Annotated in this window: 2 protein-coding genes (both running past the window's edge); both read right to left on the bottom strand. The window is 69.3% G+C overall.

All coding sequences use genetic code 11. The annotated features are described in order from the left end of the window. Positions 1 to 18,426: the 5' portion of a non-ribosomal peptide synthase/polyketide synthase gene (locus tag Q2K21_RS03345; protein WP_310764179.1), read on the bottom strand. Its footprint begins 13,968 nt before the window's first position; the window shows 18,426 of its 32,394 coding nt (coding positions 1–18,426); the start codon lies at positions 18,424 to 18,426; its stop codon lies beyond the left edge, outside the window. Beyond that, positions 18,426 to 25,408, bottom strand: partial view of a non-ribosomal peptide synthase/polyketide synthase gene (locus tag Q2K21_RS03340; RefSeq protein ID WP_310764177.1) — the end only. The gene runs 12,484 nt beyond the window's last position; the window shows 6,983 of its 19,467 coding nt (coding positions 12,485–19,467); its start codon lies off the right edge, out of view — the gene reads right to left on this strand; its stop codon occupies positions 18,426 to 18,428. The genes Q2K21_RS03345 and Q2K21_RS03340 overlap by 1 nt, the downstream gene beginning before the upstream one ends.

Genomic DNA, 25,408 nt, shown 5'->3' with positions numbered 1-25,408 from the left:
GGCATGGGACAACACACGGCCCTGCGCCCACGCCCCGGCCGTCCGGGCAGAGATCGCCTCCGAACCCACCACCATGTGCTCCACCGGCGCCAGATCCCCCGGCGAGAGCATCTCCAGCAGACTCGGCACCACACTGGCCACCCGCACCCCGGCCGAGACCACCAGATCCCGCAACAACCCCGCATCCACCCGCTGCGCCGCCGACGCCACCACCAAACGCGCCCCCGACGTCAACGCCACCGCCACATCCAGCACCGACGCATCGAAACTGAACGAAACGAACTGCAACACCCCCACACCCGGCACCGCACCGAACACCGGCGTGAACACCGCCACCGTATTCGCCAACGCCCCATGCGAGACCGCCACACCCTTCGGCGTCCCCGTCGACCCCGACGTATAAATCACATACGCCAACTGCCCCGACACCAACGACACCGGCACAGACCCACCGGACAACGACGACACCGCCGCCACCACACCCGGCTCATCCAGCACCACCACCGGCACCGACACACCCGGCACGCCCTCCGACGCACCCTCCGGCCCGGACAGCACCCCGGCCACCCCGGACACCGTCAGCACACACACCGGCCCCGCATCAGCCAGCATGAACGCGATCCGCTCCACGGGCAGCTCCGGATCCACCGGCACATACGCGCCACCGGCCTTCCACACCGCCAACAGGGCCACCACCATGTCCACCCCACGCGGCAGACACAACCCCACCACCGACTCCGCACCCACACCCAACCCCGACAGATACCGGGCCAGACGATTCGCCCGCGCATCCAGCTCCCCATAGGAGACGGACTCGCCCTCGAACACCACCGCCGGCGCATCCGGCATCCGCGCCACCTGCCCCGCGAACAACCCCGGCACCAGAACCTGCGGCACCACCGTGTCCGTGTCGTTCCACTGACGCAGCACCCGATCCCGCTCACCCGCATCCAGCACATCCACACCGGACACCGACACCGACGGATCGGCGGCCACCGCCTCCAGCACCCGCACCAGACGCTCGACGAACACCGCCACCGTCTCCGGATCGAACAGATCCGCAGACCCGGTCACCCCACCAAACAGCCCGGACGGAACACCCTCGGCATCGAACACCTCCGACACCGTCACGTCCAGGTCGAACTTCGCGACTGCCGCAATCGGCGTCCCACCGAGCTGCGTCGCTGCCTGCCCACCGGCTCGAACGCCCGGCAGGTCCAGGACCGCCTGGGCGTTGTTCTGCACGGTGAGCATCACCTGGAACAACGGATGCCGCGACAGCGAACGGGCAGGAGCCAGCTCCTCCACCAACCGCTCGAACGGCACATCCTGATGCGCAAACGCCGACAGGCCTGCCTCACGTACCCGGGTCAGCACCTGCTCGAAGCTCGGGTCACCCGACAGGTCCGTGCGCATCACCAGCGTGTTGACGAAGAACCCGACCAGGTCGTCCAGCGCCTCATCCGTACGCCCGGCGACCGCCGCACCGATCGGGATGTCCTCACCGGCGCCCAGCTTCGACAGCAGCACCGCAAGCGCGGCCTGCACCACCATGAACACCGTCACGCCGTGGTCAAGCGCGATTTCCTGCAGCCGCGTCTGCACCGCAGCCGGCACCTCGAACAGCACGGTGTGCCCGCGATGGCTCGCCACCGCCGGGCGCGGCCGGTCCACCGGCAGCGCCAGCTCCTCCGGAACCCCGGCCAACGCCTCACGCCAGTAGGCGACCTGCTGGGAGATCAGGCTGTCCTGGTCCTGCTCGTCCCCGAGCAGTTCACGCTGCCACAGCGCGTAGTCCGCGTACTGCACCGGCAACGGCTCCCACACCGGAGCACGCCCTTCAAGGCGCGCCGCGTACGCCGCCGACACGTCCTGGGCCAGCGGACCGGTCGACCAACCGTCACCGGCGATGTGGTGCACCACCACCACCAGGGCATGCTCATCCGGCCCGGCCGTGAACAGCCACGCCCGGATCGGCACCTCCACCGCCAGATCGAAGGCATACTCCGTCGCTCGGGCGACCGCACCCGGCAGATCCTCAGCAGCCACATCGACCCGCTGCAGCTCCCACTCCAGCTCACCAAGGCCGATGACCTGCTGGTACGGCTGACCGTCCGCGGTGGGGAAGACCGTGCGCAGCACCTCGTGCCGGCCGATCACATCCCGCAACGCCGCCGCAAGCGCGACCTGGTCGACATCACCGGACAGGCGAATCGCCACCGGAATGTTGTAGAGCGCGCTCGGGCCTTCCAACTGCCCGATGAACCACAGACGCTGCTGCGCGAACGACAACGGCAACCGCTCCGGACGCACCCACGGCACCAAAGCAGACCGCGCCACACCGGCATCCGAGAGCCGCGCCGCGAGACCGGCCACCGTCGGGGCCTCGAACAATGCCCGGATGTCAAGCTCGGCGCCCAGTGCCGCCCTGATCCGGCTGATCAAACGCACCGCCAACAGGGAGTGCCCGCCCAGGGCGAAGAAGTCGTCGTCGACCCCCACAGCCGAAAGGCCCAGGACCTCGGCGAACGCCTCACACAGCATCTCCTCGCGGACGTTGGCCGGGCCACGCCCGGAACCGCCCACGGCCGCGGACTCGGGAGCGGGCAGAGCCCTACGGTCCAGCTTCCCGTTGTGGGTCAACGGCAGCGCATCCAGCACCACCACCGCAGCCGGAACCATGTACTCCGGCAGACGCGAGGCGACAAACTCCCGCAACAGCGACGGCATGCTTCCGACGACATCTCCATCGAGGCCGGCGTCCTGGTCCGGATCATCTCCGGCGGTCGGGACGACGTAGGCGACCAGACGCCTGTCGCCCGGCTCGTCCTCCCGAGCGATGACGGCAGCCTGCGCGACCTCCGGGTGCGCGGTCAGCACAGACTCGATCTCACCCGGCTCGATCCGGAAACCACGGACCTTCACCTGCTCATCCGCACGCCCCAGATACACCAGGTTCCCCTCGGCGTCCCACCGCACCACATCCCCGGTCCGGTACAAACGCCCACCACCGCCGGTGTCGAACGGGTCGGCGACGAACCGCTCACCGGTCAGACCCGCACGCCCCACATACCCACGCGCCAACTGAGCCCCGGCGATGTACAACTCGCCGGCAACCCCGACCGGCACCGGCCGCAGCGACTCATCAAGGACGTACAACCGGGTGTTCGCGACCGGCCGCCCGATCGGCACCAGCTCATCCAGCGGCTCACCAGCCACCGCCCGGAACACACAACACCCCACCGTCGCCTCGGTCGGCCCGTACTCATTGACCACCACCGAGTCCGGCGTGCGCCCCAGCCAGTCACGCACCGGACCGGCCGACAACGCCTCACCACCCACCACCAGCACCCGCGCCGCCGACGACGCGGCAGCATCGGTCACCAGCTCCGCCAGCAACGGCAGATGCCCCGGCACCACCTTCAGCACATCAAAACCACCCGAGGCATTCACCAGCCCCGCCAGACCCTCGGCACCGCCCTCAGCACTGGCCACCACCACCGACCCCGCCACCAACGGCACCACCACACTCGTCACCGTCAGGTCGAACGCCAACGACGAATGCAACACCGCCCCACCAGCAGCCGGACCATACTCACCCGCCGCCCACACCACATAGTTCGCCAACCCGCCATGAGTCACCCCGACACCCTTCGGCGTCCCCGTCGACCCCGACGTATAGATCACATACGCCAACTGCCCCGGCACCACCGGAACCCCGACCGGGCCGTCAGCCACCGACGACACCACCGCAGCCACCTGCGGATCGTCCAACGCCACCACCGGCACCCTCACCGCCGGCAACTCGTCCAGGATGTCCTCGGTGCCCACCAGCACCGCCGCCCGCGCATCGGAGAGCATGAACGAGATCCGCTCGGCCGGATACTCCGGGTCGATGGGCAGATACGCACCCCCGGACTTCCACACCGCCAACAGGGCCACCACCATGTCCACCCCACGCGGCAGACACAACCCCACCACCGACTCCGCACCCACACCCAGCCCGGTCAGATACCGCGCCAGACGATTCGCCCGGGCCTCCAGTTCCGCGTAGGACAGCTCGACACCGTCCGCGACGACGGCCACCGCGTCCGGGGTCCGCGCCGCCTGCCCCGCGAACAACTCCGGCACCAGGGCATCCGGCACGACCGCATCCGTGTCGTTCCACTCCACCAGCACCCGGCGCCGCTCGCCGGGATCCAGCACATCCACCCCGGAGACCGGCACCGACGGGTCGGCCGTAACCGCCTCCAACACCCGCACCCACCGCTCGGCGATCACGGCCACCGTGCCGGCGTCGAACAGATCCGCCGACCCCGTCACCCCGCCATGAATCCCGGCCGGAACACCGTCCGCACCGAACACCTCACCCACATTCACATCGAGGTCGAACCTGGCAGCCGACATCGACGTGTTCGACGCCGCGTGCGCGCCGGCCTGCACGCCCGGCAGGTCCAGTACCGCTTCGGCGTTGTTCTGCACGGTGAGCATCACCTGGAACAACGGGTGCCGCGACAGGGAGCGGACCGGAGCAAGCTCCTCCACCAGGCGCTCGAACGGCACGTCCTGGTGCTCGAACCCAGCCAGACTCGTCTCACGAACCCGAGCCAGAACCTGCTCGAACGTCGGATCGCCCGACAGATCCGTGCGCATCACCAGGCTGTTGATGAAGAAGCCGACCAGGTCGTCCAGCGCCTCGTCCGTGCGCCCGGCGACCGCTGCCCCGATGGGGACGTCCTCACCGGCTCCCAGCTTGGACAGCAGCACCGCCAACGCGGCCTGCAGCACCATGAACACCGTCACACCCTGCTCACGCGCCACTCGCAGGAGCCGGGCATGCACGTCGGCCGGCACCTGCAACGGCACCGTATGCCCGCGGTTGCTCGCGACTGCCGGACGCGGACGGTCTGTCGGCAGCGCCAGCTGCTCCGGTACTCCAGCCAAAGCCTGCCGCCAGTAGGCAACCTGGCGTGAGATCAAACTCTCCGGGTCGTCCTCGCTGCCCAGCAGCTCCCGCTGCCACAGCGCGTAGTCCGCGTACTGCACCGGCAGCGGCGACCACTGCGCAGCACGACCCTGACACCGCGCCGCGTACGCGGTCGACACGTCCTTGGCCAGCGGGCCCATCGACCAGCCGTCCCCGGCGATGTGGTGCACCACCACCACCAATACCGACTCGTCCGAGCCATCGGTAAACAGCCACGCCCGGATCGGCATCTCCACCGCGAGATCGAAGGCGTACTCCGTCGCCGCCGCGACCGCACCCGGCAGCTCTTCGGCGGCCACCTCGACCGGCTGCAGCCCCCAGTCCAGCTCATCGATGCCGATGACCTGCTGGAACGGCTCACCCTCAGCGGTCGGGAAGACCGTGCGCAGCACCTCGTGCCGGCCGATCACATCCCGCAACGCCGCTCCGAGAGCGGCGGAGTCCACATCACCGGACAGACGTATCGCCATCGGGATGTTGTAGAGCGCGCTCGGGCCCTCCAACTGCCCAAGGAACCACAGACGCTGCTGCGCGAACGACAGCGGCAGCCGCTCCGGACGCGCCCACGGAACCAGGACGGAACGCGCCGCACCGGCATCCGAGAGCCGGGCCGCCAGACCCGCCACCGTCGGAGCCTCGAACAGCATCCGTAGCGACAATTCCACACCGAGCACCGCTCGGACCCGGCTGACCAGCCGCACCGCGAGCAGCGAGTGGCCGCCCAGGGTGAAGAAGTCGTCCTCGACACCCACGGACTCCAGGCCCAAGACCTCAGCGAACGCCAAGCACAGCAGTTCCTCGCGCACGTTCGCCGGGCCACGCCCGGACCCGGTGAGCGCGGCGAAGTCCGGCGCGGGCAGGGCCCGCCGGTCCAGCTTCCCGTTCATATTGAGCGGCAGCGCATCCAGCACCACCACCGCCGACGGGACCATGTACTCCGGCAACCGGGAAGAGACGTGCTCCCGCAGCAGACCCGGATCCACCTCAGCCCCGGCCACCGCCACGACGTAGGCGACCAGGTGCCTGTCGCCCGGCTCGTCCTCCCGGACGATCACTGCGGCCTGGGCCACCGGCGGATGCGCCGTCAGCACCGCCTCGATCTCGCCGGGCTCGATCCGGAAGCCACGGACCTTTACCTGCTCATCGGCCCGCCCCACGAACACCAGATCACCATCAGCGTTCCAGCGCACCACATCCCCGGTCCGATACAAGCGGCCACCACCGACGGCATCGAACGGGTCGGCCACGAACCGCCCCGCGGTCAGACCCGCGCGGCCCAGATACCCGCGCGCCACACCCGAACCGGCGATGTACAACTCCCCGGCCACCCCTACGGGAACCGGAGCCAGCCGGTCATCGAGCACGTACGCCCGCACCCCGCCGATCGGACGGCCGATCGGCGGCACCCAACCTGCCTCCCGCACCTGCGCGTCACCATCGCAGTCGCCGTCGCCGAACCACGCCGTGGCATACACCGTCGCCTCGGTCGGGCCATAGATGTTGGCCACCGAGGCACCCGGCAACGCCTCACGTACCGCACCGAGAACTCCCGCGGACAACCCCTCGCCCGCCAACACCACCCTTCCGACACCGGCCAGACCACCGCCAGCACCGCCGAGCACCCGCGCCAGCGCCGAAGGCACCGCGCTGACCAATGACACCTCGCCCACGTCAGCAGCTCCGTCAGCCAACGTCAGCAGGTCCTCCACCACCTCCACGCAACCACCCGCACACAACGGGCCCAGCAGCTCGAACACCGACACATCGAAACTCAGCGACGTCGAGCCCAGTACCCGCTCGAACTCCCCACCGGCCCCGAACCGCGAGCCCGCCCACGCCACCAGCGCAGCCACCGAACGCTGCTCGACCACCACGCCCTTCGGCAGCCCCGTCGACCCCGACGTGTAGATCACATATGCCGCACACCCCGGCGACACCGGCACCCCAGAATCCGCATCGGACAGCGCCGACACCGCCTCAGACACCCGCGGGTCATCCAGCATCACCACGGGCACCACACCGGTCATAGCATTCACAGCGGGCACTCCGGACACGGTCAGCACACACACCGGCGCCGCATCCGCCACCATGAACTCGATCCGCTCAACCGGGTGGCCCGGATCGATCGGCAGGTACGCGCCCCCGGCCTTCCACACCGCCAGCAACGCCACCACCATGTCCACCCCACGCGGCAGACACAGCCCCACCACCGACTCCGCACCCACACCCAGCCCGGTCAGGTACCGGGCCAGCCGGTTCGCCCGCGCATCCAACTCCGCATACGAGACCTCCACCCCGTCGCTCACCGCCGCCATCGCATCAGGCGTCCGCGTCACCTGTGCCGCGAACAACTCCGGCACCGAAACCTCCGGCGCGGCGAACCCGGTCTCGTTCCACTCCTCCAGCACCCGACGACGCTCATCGCCGTCGAGCACATCCACCGCGGAGACCGGCACCGACGGATCAGCGAGCACCGTCTCCAGCACCCGCACCAAACGCTCGGCGAACACCACGACGCTGCCGGCATCGAACAGATCCGCCGACCCCGTCACCACACCGCGCAGCCCCGCCGCAGCACCATCGGCATCGACGACCTCCGACACCGCCACATCCAGATCGAACTTCGCAACGGACACCGCCGTGACGGACGCGGCGTGCCCGTCGACCTGCACTCCCGGCAGATCCAGCTCCGCCTCGGCGTTGTTCTGCAGGGTGAGCATCACCTGGAACAACGGATGCCGCGACAGCGAACGGGCAGGAGCCAGCTCCTCCACCAACCGCTCGAACGGCACATCCTGGTGCTCGAACCCGGCCAGACTCGCCTGCCGCACCCGGGACAGCAGCTCGGTGAACGTCGGGTCACCCGACACATCCGTACGCATCACCAAGGTGTTGACGAAGAAGCCGACCAGGTCGTCGAGTGCCTCGTCCGTGCGCCCGGCGACCGCCGCGCCGATCGGGATGTCCTCGCCGGCACCCAGCTTGGCCAGCAGGACCGCCAACGCGGCCTGCAGCAGCATGAACACCGTCACACCCTGCTCACGCGCCACCAACAGCAGCCGCGCATGCACGTCGGCAGAGACCTGCAACGGCACCGCGTGCCCACGGTGACCCGCCACCGCCGGGCGCGGCCGGTCCACCGGCAACGCCAGCTCCTCCGGCGTCCCTGCCAAAGCCTCCCGCCAGAACCCCACCTGCTGGGATATCAGGCTGTCCGGGTCGTCCTCGCTGCCCAACCGGTCCCGCTGCCACAGCGCGTAGTCCGCGTACTGCACCGGCAACGGCTCCCACACCGGAGCACGGCCCTCACGACGCGCCGCATACGCCGTCGAGACGTCCCGGGCCAGCGGTCCCGTCGACCAGCCGTCCCCGGCGATGTGGTGCACGACCACCACCAACACGCGCTCGCCCGAGCCGTCGGTGAACAGCCACGCCCGGATCGGGACCTCGGAGGCGAGATCGAAGGCATTCCTGGCCGCCGCCGCGATCTCCGTGTCGAGATCGGACGCGGCCACCTCGACCGACTGCAGCTCCCAGTCCAGCTCGTCGATGCCGATGATCTGCTGGTACGGCTGTCCGTCTGCGGCCGTGGGGAAGACCGTACGCAGTACCTCGTGCCGCCCGATCACATCCCGCAACGCCGAACCGAGGGCTGCGGAGTCCACGTCACCGGACAACGCCAGCACCATCGGGATGTTGTAAAGGGCGCTCGGGCCCTCCAACTGTCCGATGAACCAGAGCCGCTGCTGCGCGAACGACAACGGCAGCCGCCCTGGGCGCGCCCACGGCACCAGGGCCGACTGCTCCGCACCGGCATCCGACAACCGCTCTGCCAAACCCGCGACCGTGGGAGCCTCGAACAAGGTCCCCAGCGACAACTCCACCCCGAGCGCAGTCCGCACCCGGCTGGCCAGCCGCACCGCGAGCAGTGAATGCCCACCCAGGACGAAGAAGTCGTCATCGACGCCGATGGACTCCAGGCCCAGGATCTCGGCGAACGCCTGGCACAGGATTTCTTCGCGCTCGTTGGCCGGACCGCGTCCGGACCCTGCAGTGGTGGCGGCGTCCGGTCCCGGCAGGGCTTTGCGGTCCAACTTGCCGTTGGGTGTCAACGGCAGTGCATCGAGCACCATTACGGCCGAGGGCACCATGTACTCGGGCAGCCGCGACGCGACAAGCTCTCGCAGCACGGACGGCAATCCATCGGCCCCGTCAAAGCCTTGGTCCTCACCGGCCACAGCCGGGACCACATAGGCGACCAGGCGCTTCTCCCCCGGAGCGTCCTCCCGCGTGATGACCGCAGCTTGCGCCACCAGCGGGTGAGCGGCGATCACCGCCTGGATCTCGCCCGGCTCGATCCGGAAACCACGGATCTTCACCTGCTCATCCGCCCGGCCCCGGTATACCAGCTCGCCATCGGCGTTCCAGCGCACCACGTCCCCGGTCCGGTACAACCGGCCACCGCCGCCGGTGGTGTCGAACGGGTCGGCCACAAACCGTCCCGCAGTCAGCCCCGCACGCCCCACATACCCGCGCGCCAGACCCACACCGGCCACATACAACTCCCCAGCCACCCCGGCCGGTACCGGAGTAAGCCGATCATCCAGCACATACACCCGAGCGTTGAGGATCGGACCACCGATACCCGGCACATCCCCGGCCTCCAACACACCGGACATGGCCGCACACACCGTCGTCTCCGTCGGCCCGTACGCATTCACGAACCGTCGCCCCGGCGTCCACCGGGCCACCAACTCACCGCCCAGCGCCTCACCAGCCGACACCAGCGTCGTCACCGAAGCCAGGTCCTCCGGCTCCAGCACGCCCAGCACCGCCGGCGGCAACGTCGCATGCGTCACGCCGAACCGCGCCACCACGCCCGCCAACGCCGCACCAGGCAACAGCTCCCGGGCAGACGCCACCACCAAGCAGGCACCCGAACACAACGCCATCAACAATTCCCAGCTCGCCGCGTCGAAGCCCACCGACGCGAACTGCAACACCCTGCTCCCCACACCTGGCGCGAACCGCTGCGCCTGGGTAGCCGCCAGACTCCCCAACCCCGCATGGGTGACGACCACGCCCTTGGGCACCCCCGTCGACCCAGAGGTGTAGATCACATACGCCGGATGGTCCGCGAGCAGGGAGACCGACAGCGCATCGCCGGACATCGACGACACCTGCGCAGCCACCTGCGGATCGTCCAGCGCCACCATCGGCGCCCGTCCGGTCGGCAACTCATCGAGCACGTCCTCGGTGCCGACCAGCACCGCCGCCCGCGCGTCGGCCAGCATGAACGCGATTCGCTCGGCCGGATACTCCGGATCGATCGGCAGATACGCCGCTCCAGCCTTCGACACGGCCAGCATTGCCACGATCACGTCCACCCCACGCGGCAGACACAACCCCACCACCGACTCCGGACCCACACCGAGCCCGGCCAGATATCGCGCCAGACGATTCGCCCGCACATCCAACTCGGCGTACGTGACCGACTCGCTTTCGGACATCACCGCCACGGCTTCCGGAGTCCGCGCGACCTGCGCCGCGAACAACTCCGGCAACGTCGCGGACGGCACCTTGGCCGCCGTGTCGTTCCACTCCACCAGCATCCGACGCCGGTCATCCGCGTCCAGCACGTCGAGCGCGGACAGGGGCACCCGCGCGCCGCCGTCCAGCGCGTGCTCAAGCGCCGGCACCAGCGCTGCGACCGCGGCATGCAGCATGCCGGTCACCGCCTGCGGATCGATCGGACCCACCGCATCCACGGCCAGATCGAACCCGTCCCCGTCGTCATCGACCAGGATCGTCAACGGGTAGGTGCTGCTTTCCCGGGAGAACACCTCCCGGACACCCTCGAACCCGGCGCCGCCGGACTCGTCCCGGACCCCGCCGGTGTTGTGCCGGTAGTTGAACCCCGTGTTGAACAGCGGTTCATCGGCCGGCACCGCGCTGGCTCGCTGGGCCAGCGCCAGAGGCGCGTGCTCGTGCTCCAGCAGCCCGGCCAGCTGGCCGCGCATCGCCGTGACCGCGTCCAGCACGTCGAGTTCGCTGGTGCGTACCCGTACCGGCAGGGTGTTGATGAACAACCCGGGCACCCGGTCCGCGCTGGCGCCTGCGTTCATCCGGCCGAACAGCACCGTGCCGAACACCACGTCGTCACGGCCCGACACCACCGCCAGGACCCGCGACCACACCACGTGCATCACCGTCGCCGGGCTGGCGCCCAGCCGCCGTGCCACCTCCCGCAGCCGCGCCGCCAGACCGGCGTCCATGGGCCGGCCTGCACGGACCACCCCCGAGCCGTCGCCGCGCACATCGCTGACCCCGAACGCCGCGGTCGGCTCGTCCACCCCGGCCAGAAGCTCCCGGAAAAAATCGTCGTGCTCGCCGGTGTCGAGACCGGCCCGGGCCTGGGCCACGAAGTCCCGGAACGGCAACGGCTCCGGAAGCTCCTCGGCACGCCCGGCCAGGATGGTGCGTACCTCGTCGTACACGACGTCCATCGCGGTGTGGTCCTGCACCAGGTGATGCACCCGCACCAACCCCAGCCACCGGCCACCGAAAACCTCGGCGACATGCAGATCCAGCAGCGGCGCCCGCTGCAGATCCATCGACAGTCCGATGGCGGAGATCAGATCCGCCGCCGGATCGGTACTGTCAGTGTCAAGGCTCATCTCGGTCACCGGCAGTTCAGCGGACCGCCACACCACCTGAACCGGCTCACGCAGCCCCTGCCACACCAACGACGTGCGGAACACGTCATGCCGGTCGACGACCTGCTGCAACGCCCCGACGAACCCGTCCAGCCGGGAACGGTCGTCGAACTCCAGCACCATCGGCAGCACATACGCGTCCTGACCGCCATCGGCCAGCAGATGGTGGAAGAGAATCCCTTCCTGCAGCGGGGCCAGCGGATAGACGTCCGCCACGTTGCCCGCACCACCCGGCACCCCGGCCACCACGGTCTGGATCTCGGCCTCGGTCAGCTCCACCAACGGCAGCATCTCCGGCGTGATCACCTGCGCCCCGTCCGGGATCAGGTTCTCCGGCACCACAACCGCCACCGCACCCGACGCAGCCGCCAACCCCGCCGGCGTCGGCGAGACGAACAACGCCCGCACCGACACCGACACACCCCGCACCCGCAGCCACTCCACCAAGCGGACCGCCAGCAGCGAGTGACCGCCCAGGGCGAAGAAGTCGTCCTCGACGCCGACCGACTCCAGCCCGAGGACCTCGGCGAAGCCCTGGCACAGAATCTCCTCGCGCACATTCGCCGGGCCACGACCTGAGCCGGCGATGGCCGCGAAGTCGGGCGCGGGCAGGGCCCGCCGGTCCAGCTTCCCGTTCACCGTCAGCGGCAACGCCTCAAGGACCACCACCGCCGACGGCACCATGTACTCCGGCAGACGCTCGGCGACAAACGCCCGCAGCACGGCCGCGTCAACCTCAGAACCGGTCGCCGGGACGACGTAGGCGACCAGACGCTTGTCCCCGGCCGCATCCTCCCGCACGATCACCGCGGCCTGGGCGACCTGCGGGTGCGCCTTCAGGGCGGCTTCGATCTCGCCCGGCTCGATTCGGAAACCACGGACCTTCACCTGCTCATCCGCCCGGCCCACATACACCAGATCACCGGACTCACTCCAGCGCACCACATCCCCGGTCCGGTACAACCGGCCACCCGCGCCGGCCGTGTCGAACGGATCGGCCACAAACCGCTCCGCGGTCAGCCCCGCCCGCCCCACATAACCACGCGCCAGACCCGCACCCGCGATGTACAACTCCCCCGCCACACCGACCGGCACCGGGCGCAGCCGCTCGTCCAGCACGAACACCCGCGTATTGGCGATCGGCCTGCCGATGTGCGGAGCATCACCGACGGCCAACGGCCCCGACACCACGGCGCACACCGTGATCTCCGTCGGCCCATAGGCATTCACGAACCGCCGCCCCGCCGCCCACCGGGCCACCAACTCCTCGCCCAGCGCCTCACCCCCGGACACGAGCGTCGACACCGACGCCAAGTCCTCCAGCTCAAGCACCGCCAACACCGCAGGCGGCAACAGCACCTGCGTCACCCCATGCCGCGCCACCACATCAGCCAGCCCCGCACCCGGCAGCAACTCCTGCGCAGGCGCCACCACCAAACAGGCACCAGAGCCCAACACCAGCAAGAGATCCCACGTCGCCGCGTCGAACCCCACCGACGCGAACTGCAACACCCTGCTGCCCGCATCCAGCCCGAACTGCTGTGCCCGCGGCGCCACCAGGTTCACCGCGCCGGCGTGCCGGACCACCACGCCCTTCGGTACACCCGTCGACCCCGACGTGTAGATCACATACGCCGGGTGGTCGGCAAACAGTACCCCGGCCAGTTCGTCGGGCATCAGCGGACCGCCATCGCACTCCGCAAGCCACTCCACGACCTCGGGATCATCCACAACCATCGACGGAAACGATCCAGACACCACGCCCGAACGCGCCGTCGACGTCAGCAGGCACCGCGCCTCCGCATCAGCGACCATGAAGGAGACCCGCTCAGTCGGCAGCTCCGGATCGACCGGCAGGTACGCGCCCCCGGCCTTCCACACCGCCAGCAGCGCCACCACCAGGTCAAGGCCCCGGTCCAGGCACACCGCCACCACCGATTCCGGACCCACACCCTGGCCGATCAGCAACCGGGCAAGTCGGTTCGACCGAGCGTCCAGCTCCGCATAGGACACCTCGAACCCGTCGCCAACCACCGCCGGCGCATCCGGCACCCGTGCCGCCTGGGCCGCGAACAGCTCCGGCACCGTCGCCGCCGGCACCACCACATCGGTGTCGTTCCACTCCACCAGCACCCGACGCCGCTCACCGGCATCCAGCACATCCACCTCGGACAACGGCACCGCCGGATCGGCGACCACCGCCTCCAGCACCCGCACCAAACGCTCGACGATCACGGCGACGCTCTCGGCGTCGAACAGGTCCGCCGACCCCGTCACCACACCGTTCAGGCCCACCGGGACACCAGCGGCATCGACAACCTCCGACACCGTCACGTCCAGATCGAACTTCGCGACGGCCGCAACCGGCGTCCCAGCAAGCTGCTCCGAAGCAGGCCCCCCGGCCTGCACGCCCGGCAGGTCCAGTACCGCCTCGGCGTTGTTCTGCACGGTGAGCATCACCTGGAACAACGGATGCCGCGACAGGGAGCGGGAAGGAGCCAGCTCCTCCACCAGGCGCTCGAACGGCACATCCTGGTGCTCGAACCCAGCCAGACCGGTCTCCCGCACCCGGCCGAGCAGCTCGGTGAACGTCGGGTCACCCGACACATCCGTGCGCATCACCAGCGTGTTGACGAAGAACCCGACCAGATCGTCGAGCGCCTCGTCGGTGCGCCCTGCGATCGCCGCGCCGATCGGGATGTCCTCGCCGGCGCCCAGCTTGGACAGCAGCACCGCGAGCGCGGCCTGCACCAGCATGAACACCGTCACACCCTGCTCACGCGCCACCGAAAGCAGCCGCGCATACACCTCGGCCGGCACCTGCAGCGGCACGCTGTGCCCACGATGACTCGCCACCGCCGGACGCAGCCGATCGGCCGGCAACGCCAGCTCCTCCGGCGCGCCCGCGAGCGCATCCCGCCAGAACTCCACCTGCCGGGATATCAAGCTGTCCGGGTCGTCCTCGCTGCCCAGCAGCTCGCGCTGCCACAGCGCGTAGTCCGCGTACTGCACCGGCAACGGCTCCCACACCGGAGCCCGGCCCTCAAGGCGGGCCGCATACGCCGCCGACACGTCCTGGGCCAGCGGACCGGTCGACCAACCGTCACCGGCGATGTGGTGCACCACCACCACCAGCACATGCTCACCCGAGCCGTCGCTGAACAGCCACGCCCGGATCGGCACCTCCACCGCCAGATCGAAGGCATACTCCGTCGCCTGCGCGACCGCACCCGGCAGATCCTCAACAGCCACATCGACCCGCTGCAGCTCCCACTCCAGCTCACCAAGGCCGATGACCTGCTGGTACGGCTGCCCGTCCGCGGCGGTGGGGAAGACCGTGCGCAGCACCTCGTGCCGGCCGATCACATCCCGCAGGGCCGCCGCAAGCGCGGCCTGGTCGACCTCGCCCGACAGTCCGAGCACCATCGGAATGTTGTAGAGCGCGCTCGGGCCTTCCAACTGTCCGATGAACCACAGGCGCTGCTGCGCGAACGACAACGGCAACCGCTCCGGACGCGCCCACGGCACCAAAGCAGACCGCGCCGCACCAGCACCCGAAAGCCGCGCGGCAAGGCCGGCCACCGTCGGAGCCTCGAAGAGCATCCGCAGAGACACCTCGACCCCGAGAACCGCACGCACCCGGCTGACCAGGCGCACCGCGAGCAGGGAGTGCCCGCCCAGGGCGAAGAAGTCGTCATCGACGCCGACCGACTCCAGCCCCAGGACCTCGGCAAAGCCCTGGCAGAGCAGTTCCTCGCGCACGTTGGCCGGGCCACGCCCGGAACCAGCGATCGCAGTGAAGTCCGGCGCGGGCAGCGCCTTGCGGTCCAGCTTCCCGTTCGTGTTCAGCGGCAGCACATCCAGCACCACCACCGCAGCCGGAACCATGTACTCCGGCAGACGCGAAGCAACATGCTCCCGCAGCACGACCGGATCGGCTTCCGCACCGGTTGCCGGGACGACGTAGGCGACCAGACGCTTGTCCCCGCCCACATCCTCCCGCGCGATGACGGCAGCCTGCCCGACCTGCGGGTGCGCGGCGATGACCGCCTGGATCTCGCCCAGCTCGATCCGGAAACCACGGACCTTCACCTGCTCATCCGCACGCCCGACGAACACCAGCTCACCGGACTCGCTCCACCGCACCACATCCCCGGTCCGATACAGGCGGCCACCACCGGTGGTGTCGAACGGGTCGGCGACGAACCGCTCACCGGTCAGACCCGCACGGCCCGCATACCCACGGGCCAGCTGCGCACCCGCGATATACAACTCACCCGCCACACCCACCGGCACCGGAGCAAGCCGCTCGTCCAGCACGAACACCCGGCTGTTACCGGACGGACGCCCGAACGACACCACCGCAGACTCCGCCACCCCCGGATCCAGCACCCCGGCCGCCATCATCACCGCGGCCTCCGTCGGACCATAGGCATGGGACAACACACGGCCCTGCGCCCACGCCCCGGCCGTCCGGGCAGAGATCGCCTCCGAACCCACCACCATGTGCTCCACCGGCGCCAGATCCCCCGGCGAGAGCATCTCCAGCAGACTCGGCACCACACTGGCCACCCGCACCCCGGCCGAGACCACCAGATCCCGCAACAACCCCGCATCCACCCGCTGCGCCGCCGACGCCACCACCAAACGCGCCCCCGACGTCAACGCCACCGCCACATCCAGCACCGACGCATCGAAACTGAACGAAACGAACTGCAACACCCCCACACCCGGCACCGCACCGAACACCGGCGTGAACACCGCCACCGTATTCGCCAACGCCCCATGCGAGACCGCCACACCCTTCGGCGTCCCCGTCGACCCCGACGTATAAATCACATACGCCAACTGCCCCGACACCAACGACACCGGCACAGACCCACCGGACAACGACGACACCGCCGCCACCACACCCGGCTCATCCAGCACCACCACCGGCACCGACACACCCGGCACGCCCTCCGACGCACCCTCCGGCCCGGACAGCACCCCGGCCACCCCGGACACCGTCAGCACACACACCGGCCCCGCATCAGCCAGCATGAACGCGATCCGCTCCACGGGCAGCTCCGGATCCACCGGCACATACGCGCCACCGGCCTTCCACACCGCCAACAGGGCCACCACCATGTCCACCCCACGCGGCAGACACAACCCCACCACCGACTCCGCACCCACACCCAACCCCGACAGATACCGGGCCAGACGATTCGCCCGCGCATCCAGCTCCCCATAGGAGACGGACTCGCCCTCGAACACCACCGCCGGCGCATCCGGCGTCCGCGCCACCTGCCCCGCGAACAACCCCGGCACCAGAACCTGCGGCACCACCGTGTCCGTGTCGTTCCACTGACGCAGCACCCGATCCCGCTCACCCGCATCCAGCACGTCCACACCGGACACCGACACCGACGGATCGGCGGCCACCGCCTCCAGCACCCGCACCAGACGCTCGACGAACACCGCCACCGTCTCCGGATCGAACAGATCCGCAGACCCGGTCACCCCACCTCGCAACCCGGCCGGAACCCCGTTCGTACCGAACACCTCGCCAAGGCTCAGATCCAGGTCGAACCTCGCCGCGGAGGTCGAGGCGGTCGACGCGGCCTGCCAACCGGCCTGAATGCCCGGCAGGTTCAGGACCGCCTCGGCGTTGTTCTGCACGGTGAGCATCACCTGGAACAACGGATGCCGCGACAGCGAACGGGCAGGAGCCAGCTCCTCCACCAACCGCTCGAACGGCACATCCTGGTGCTCGAACCCGGCCAGGGTGGTCTGTCGCACCCGGTCCAGCACCTCAATGAACGTCGGGTCGCCCGACAGGTCCGTACGCATCACCAGCGTGTTGACGAAGAACCCGACCAGGTCGTCCAGCGCCGCCTCCGTGCGCCCGGCAACGGCCGCGCCGACCGGGATGTCATCACCGGCACCCAGCTTGGACAGCAGCACCGCCACTGCGGCCTGCACCACCATGAACACCGTCACACCCTGCTCAAGCACCAACGCCTGGAGCCGGGCATGTGTTTCGGCCGACATCTCGAACGGCACGGTGTGCCCGCGGTGGCTCGCCACCGTCGGACGCGGCCGATCCGTCGGAAGCGTCAGCTCCTCGGGAATTCCGGCGAGAGCCTCGCGCCAATAATCCACCTGACGGGAGATCACACTGTCAGGGTCGTCCTCGCTGCCCAGCAGTTCACGCTGCCACAACGTGTAGTCCGCGTACTGCACAGGCAACGGCTCCCACACCGGAGCAAGACCCTCGCACCGCGCGGTGTACGCCGCCGAGAGATCCCGCGCCAAGGGCCCCATCGACCAGCCGTCACTGGCGATGTGATGCACCACCACCACCAAGACGTGCTCGGCCGGGCCGGCCGATATCAACCGTGCGCGGATCGGCACCTCCGTCGCGAGGTCAAACAGGTACCCCGTCGCGTCGTCAATGGCCGATTCCATGTCCGCAGCAGGGACCTCGACGACGTCCAGGTTCCAGTCCATCTCCTCAAGAGGAAGAATCTTCTGGAACGGCTGCCCGTCCGCGGCCGTGGGGAAGACGGTGCGCAGCACCTCATGGCGACCGATCACATCCTGCAACGCCGACGCGAGGGCAGCGGGGTCCACCTCGCCGGACAGACGCAACACGGTCGGCATGTTGTACAGCGGGCTGGGACCCTCCAACTGCCCGATGAACCACAGACGCTGCTGCGCGAACGACAACGGGATCATCAGGACTCCTCCGAATTACGGTGACGCATCGGCCTCAGTGTCGGCCGGGTCGACTTTCTGTTATCCACGTGCTTTGCCAGACCGGCGACGGTCGGGTTTGCGAACAGGGTCCGCAAGGGCACATCCACACCCAACAGCTCCCGCACCTGGCTGATCAATCGCATTGCCAGAAGCGAATGTCCGCCCAGGGCGAAGAAGTTGTCTTCGGCTCCCACCGCCGCAAGGCCCAAGACCTGGGCGAACACCCGACACAAGGTCTCCTCACGGGCGTTCGCCGGACCTCGCCCTGAAGCGGCGGTAGCCCCAAAGCTCGGCGCGGGAAGCGCTTGGCGATCAAGCTTGCCGTTGACCGTCAACGGCAACGCGTCGAGGACCTCCACCGCTGCGGGCACCATGTGCTCCGGCAGACGCGCCGCGACAAACTGCCGCAGTATGGCCGGCAGACCACCATCGGCCACCACGTCGCCGAGTGAACCGCCTCCGGCGGCGCCAGTAGCACTGTCACCGCCCTCGACCGAATCGACCGCGCGGCCTGCGGCCCCGGCCCCGGCCCCTGCAGCCGGGACGATGTAAGCGACCAGATGCTTGTCACCGGTCGTGCCCTCCCGGTCGACCACCGCGGCCTGAGCCACCAGCGGATGCCCGACCAGCACCGCCTGGATCTCGCCCGGCTCGATCCGGAAACCACGGATCTTCACTTGCTCATCAGCACGACCCACATACGCAAGCTCCCCATCGGCCGTCCACCGGACCACATCTCCGGTCCGGTACAAACGCCCACCACCGGTGGCGTCGAACGGATCCGCCACGAACCGCTCCGCCGTCAGACCCGGGCGATTCACGTAACCACGCGCCAGCTGGCACCCGGCGACGTACAGCTCACCAGCTACGCCCGGTGGCACCGGCGTCAGGGAGTCGTCCAACACGAACACCTTCGTGTTGAGCACCGGGCGACCGATCACCGGTGTGGAGCCAGGAGCCAGTCGGGCCGCCACAGCGTCCACGGTGCACTCCGTGGGGCCGTAGAAGTTGAAGCACTCCAGCTTGGCAGCGCCGGCCAGACGGTCCCACAGGTCCTGCGACACCGACTCGCCGCCTACCACCGCGCGCGACAGGTCCGGCAACTCCAACAGCCCGTGGTCGACGAGCACGCTCAGATACGACGGGACGGCATTGAGGAAGCCGATCCTGTGTTCGGACAGCCAGTCGATCAGAACCGCCGGATCGGCCCGGGTCGCGTCGTCGGCAACATGCAGCTCATGGCCGAAGAACAGGCAGCCCAGCTGGTCGAGGCTCGCGTCGAAGGACACGGAAGTCGTGAACGCGACCCGCAGCACTTCGGGTACGTGATACAGCGTCCGGCCGTGGGACAGCACGAGGTTCGCGATGCTGCGGTGCACAACAGCGACACCCTTCGGACGCCCCGTCGAGCCCGATGTGTAGATCACATATGCCAGCTGGTCCGGCACAACCGACGGCAGCGGCCCAGCCTCGACGCCAGACAGATCAGGAAGCTCCTCCAGCACCATCACCGCGCTCGAGTCGGCCACCATGAACTCGGCCCGTTCTCTCGGCAGCGCCACATCGATCGGCAGATACGCGGCCCCTGCCTTCCACACCGCCAGCAGCGCCACCACCAGGTCCAGACCGCGCTCCAGGCGCACTGCCACGACCGACTCCGGCCCCGCACCCTGGCCGATCAGCCACTGTGCGACGCGGGTCGCACGCGCGTCCAGTTCGGCATAGGACACCTCTGTGCCGTCACCGACCACCGCCGTCGCATCCGGGGTCCGCGCCACCTGCGCCGCGAACAGCTCCGGCAGCGTCGCGGCCGACACCTCGGCCGCCGTGTCGTTCCACTCCACCAACACCCGGCCCAACGCCGCGGTGTCCAGCACGCCCACCGTCGACAGCGGCACCTGCGCGCCGCCGTCCAGGCCGTCCTCCAACGCCGAGACGAGGTGGCCGACCGTCGTGTGCAGCATCCCCGCCACTGCCAGCGGATCGATAGGATGCACCGCGTCCACAACCAGAGCGAAGCTGTCACCGTCGTCATCGACCGACACCGACAGGGGGTAGTTGGTGTTGTCTCGGGCGAATACCTGCCGGACACCCTCAAGCCCGGTGCCGCCGGATTCGCCTCGGCCCGCGCCAGAAGTGTTGTGCCGGTAGTTGAACAGTGCGGTGAACAGCGGTGCATCGGCCGGCACCCCGCTGACGCGCTGGGCCAGGGCCAGAGGCGCGTGCTCGTGCTCGAGCAGCCCGGCCAGCTGACTGCGCATCCCTGTGACCGCGTCCAGGGTGTTGAGTTCGGTGGTGCGCACCCGCACCGGGAGGGTGTTCATGAACAGGCCGGGTACACGGTCGGAGCCGGCGCCGGCGTTCATGCGTCCCAGCAGCACGGTGCCGAAGACGACGTCGTCACGGCCGGAGACCACGGCCAGCACCCGCGACCACGCCACATGCATCACCGTGGCCGGGCTGGCCCCCAGCCGACGGGACATCTCCCGCAAGCGCACCGCCAGCTCGGCATCCACGCCAAGCCCGGCCCGCACGGTGGCAGAACCGTCGCCGCGCACGTCAGTGACACCGAATGCCGCGGTCGGCTCGTCCACCCCGGCCAGCTGCTCACGGAAGAACGCCTCGTGCTCCCCGGTGTCCAGGCCGGCCCGGGCCTGCGCCACGAAGTCCCGGAACGGCAACGGCTCCGGAAGCCCGTCGATGTGTCCGGCCAGGATCGTGCGCACCTCGTCCAGCACGATGTCCAACGCGGTGTGGTCCTGCACCAGGTGATGCACCCTCACCAACCCCAGCCACCGGCCGTCGGACATCTCGGTGATGTGCAGGTCCAGCAGCGGCGCCCGGCCCAGGTCCATCGACAGGCCGACCGACGCCACCAGCTCCGCCGCCGGGTCCGCGGCATCAGCGGCAAGAGTCACCTCGGTGACCGGCAGTGCCGCGGACCGCCACACCACCTGCACCGGCTCACGCAGCCCCTGCCACACCACCGACGTGCGGAACACATCGTGCCGGTCGATCACCTGCTGCAACGCCGAGACGAACCCGTCCAGCCGGGAACGGCCGTCGAACTCGAGGACCATCGGCAGGACATACGCGTCCTGGCCGCCGTCGGCCAGCAGGTGGTGGAAGAAGATGCCTTCCTGCAGCGGAGCCAGCGGATAGACGTCCGCCACGTTCGCCGCACCGCCCTCGACCGTACCGACCACGGCCTGGACCTCGGCCTCGGTCAGCTCGACCAGCGGCAGCATCTCCGGCGTGATCACCTGCGCCCCGTCCGGGATCAGGTTCTCCGGCACCACCACCGACACCGCACCGGCCACCGCCGCCAGACCCACAGCGGTCGGGGTCTCGAAAAGCGCCCGCACCGACACCGACACACCCCGCACCCGCAACCACTCCACCAGCCGCACCGCCAGCAGGGAGTGACCACCCAGCGCGAAGAAGTCGTCATCGACACCGACCGACTCCAGCCCCAGAACCTCCGCGAACGCCTGGCACAGGATCTCTTCGCGCACGTTCGCCGGGCCACGCCCGGAACCAGCGATCGCGGTGAAGTCCGGCGCCGGCAGCGCCTTACGGTCCAGCTTGCCGTTCACCGTGAGCGGCAGCCCGTCCAGCACCACCACCGCAGCCGGAACCATGTACTCCGGCAGACGCGAAGCAACATGCTCCCGCAACACTGCGCGGAGCCCGTCTGCGGCATCGGCATCGGCATCCGCGGTCGGGACGACGTAGGCGACCAGACGCCTGTCCCCGCCCACATCCTCCCGCGCGATCACAGCCGCCTGCGCCACCTGCGGATGCTCGGCGATGACCGCCTGGATCTCGCCCGGCTCGATCCGGAAACCACGGATCTTCACCTGCTCATCCGCACGCCCCACATACACCAGGTTGCCCTCGGCGTCCCACCGCACCACATCCCCGGTCCGGTACAAACGCCCACCACCACCAGTGGTGTCGAACGGATCCGCCACGAACCGCTCCGCCGTCAGACCCGTACGCCCCGCATACCCACGCGCCAGACCCGCACCCGCGATATACAACTCACCCGCCACACCCACCGGCACCGCAGCAAGCCGCTCATCCAGCACAAATACTCGCGTGTTGGCAATCGGCCCACCGATCGAGGACACCACCCCCGCATCAGCACCCAACCCCTTGGCCGTCGACCAGATCGTGGTCTCGGTCGGACCATACAGATTCGTCACCGACCCAGCCTCACGCACCAACTCCCGCGCCAGACCACCCGGCAACGCCTCACCACCAACCAGCACACGCACCCCACCCCACACACCACCACCGGCGTCCGCACCGGCGTCGGCGATCAGCGCCTGCCACAGACTCGGCGTGCCCTGCACCACCGTCGCACCACACGAACGCACCAACGCCCGCAACAACCGCGGATCACGCACCTGCTCCCGACCGGCAAGCACCACAGCCGCACCATTGACCAACGGCAGATACAACTCCAAACCCGCAATATCGAACCCGACCGTAGTCACCGCCACCAGCCGGTCCCCGACCCCCAGCCCGAACCGGGCCTGCATACCGGCCAGGAAATTCACCAACGCCCCATGCGCAACCCCAACCCCCTTCGGCACACCAGTCGACCCCGACGTATAGATCACATACGCCAACTGCCCCGACACCAATGACACCGGCACGGACCCACCGGACAACGACGACACCGCAGCCACCACCCGCGGCTCGTCCAGCACCACCACCGGCACCGACACACCCTCCGGCGCCGGCAGCACCCCGGCCACCTCGGAGACCGTCAGCACACACACCGCACCCGCATCAGCCAGCACAAACGCGATCCGCTCCGCGGGCAGCTCCGGGTCGATCGGCAGATACGCACCCCCGGCCTTCAACACGGCCAGCAGCGCCACCACCATGTCCACCCCACGCGGCAGACACACCCCCACCACCGACTCCGCTCCCACACCCAGCCCCGACAGATAGCGGGCCAAGCGGTTCGCACGCGTATCCAGCTCCCCGTAGGAGACGGACTCGCCCTCGAACATCACCGCCGGCGCATCCGGCGTCCGCGCCACCTGCGCCGCGAACAACCCCGGCAACGTCGCGGACGGCACCTCGACCGCCGTGTCGTTCCACTGACGCAGCACCTGGTCCAGCTCAGCGGCGTCGAGCACGCCCACGGCCGACAGCGGCACCTGCACGCCGTCGTCCAGAGCGTTCTCCAGCGCGGACACCACGCCGTCGACAGCGGTGAGCAGCATCCCGGCCACGGCCTGCGGATCGATCGGCCCGACCGCATCCACGACGAGACCGAAACTGTCACTGTTGTCGTCGACCGACACAGTCAGCGGATAGTTGCTGGCTTCCCGGGCGAACACCGGCCGGAGACCCTCGAACGCGCCGTCCTGGGCCGCTTCAACCTCTCGAGTGCTCCGAGTTCTACCTGCGGTGTTGTGCCGGTAGTTGAACAGCGCGGTGAACAGCGGCTCATCGGCCGGCACCTCGCTGACCCGCTGGGCCAGCGCCAGCGGCGCGTGCTCGTGCTCCAACAGCCCGGCCAGCTGACCGCGCATCGCCATAACCGCGGCCTGTACGTCGAGTTCCGCGGTGCGCACCCGCACCGGCAGGGTGTTCATGAACAACCCCATCACCCGGTCCGAGCCGGCACCGGCGTTCATCCGGCCGAACAGCACGGTGCCGAAGACGACGTCGTCACGGCCGGAGACCACGGCCAGCACACGCGACCACGCCACATGCACCACGGTGGCCGGGCTGGCCCCCAGCCGACGGGCCGCCTCACGCAACCGCACCGCCAAGTCGGCATCCACGGGCAGGTTCGCCCGTACCACGGCCGAGCCGTCACCGCGCACGTCACTGACACCGAATGCGGCGGTCGGCTCGTCCACCCCGGCGAGCAGCTCCCGGAAGAACTCCTGGTGCTCCTCATCGCTGAGACCGGACCGGGCCTGCGCCACGAAGTCCCGGAACGGCAACGGCTCCGGAAGTCCGTCGATGTGTCCGGCCAGGATCGTGCGCACCTCGTCCAGCACGATGTCCAACGCGGTGTGGTCCTGCACCAGGTGATGCACCCTCACCAACCCCAGCAACCGACCGCCAGAAGCCTCGGTGACGTGCAGATCCAGCAGCGGCGCCCGGCCCAGATCCATCGACAGGCCGACCGACGCCACCAGCTCCGACACCGGGTCCACGGCATCATCCGCGGCATCGGCGGCAAGGGTTACCTCGGTGACGGGCAGTGTCGCGGACCGCCACACCACCTGGACCGGCTCACGCAGTCCCTGCCACACCACCGACGTGCGGAACACATCGTGCCGGTCGATCACCTGCTGCAACGCGGAGATCAACCCGTCGAGCCGGGAACGGCCGTCGAACTCGATCACCGTAGGCGACACGTAGGCGTCCTGGCCGCCGTCGGCCAGCAGGTGGTGGAAGAAGATGCCTTCCTGCAGCGGGGCCAGCGGATAGACGTCCGCCACGTTCGCCGCACCGCCCTCGACCGTGCCGACCACGGCCTGGACCTCGGCCTCGGTCAACTCGACCAGCGGCAGCATCTCCGGCGTGATCACCTGCGCCCCGTCCGGGATCAGGTTCTCCGGCACCACCACCGACACCGCACCCGAGGTGGCCGCCAGACCCGCCGGCGTCGGCGAGACGAACAGCGCCCGCACCGACACCGACACACCCCGCACCCGCAACCACTCCACCAGCCGCACCGCCAGCAGAGAATGACCGCCCAGAGCGAAGAAGTCGTCATCGACACCGACCGACTCCAGCCCCAGAACCTCCGCGAACGCCTGGCACAGCAGTTCCTCGCGGACGTTGGCCGGGCCGCGACCGGAACCGGCTGCGGACGCGAAGTCCGGTGCGGGCAGGGCCCGCCGGTCCAGCTTCCCGTTGGGCGTCAGCGGCAGCGCGTCCAGCACCACCACCGCAGCCGGAACCATGTACTCCGGCAGAC

The sequence above is a fragment of the Streptomyces sp. CGMCC 4.7035 genome (assembly GCF_031583065.1).
Classification (GTDB): Bacteria; Actinomycetota; Actinomycetes; order Streptomycetales; family Streptomycetaceae; genus Streptomyces; species Streptomyces yaanensis.
Note: the sequence above shows the minus strand (reverse complement) of the source record. Positions and strands in the feature narration are given on the sequence as shown.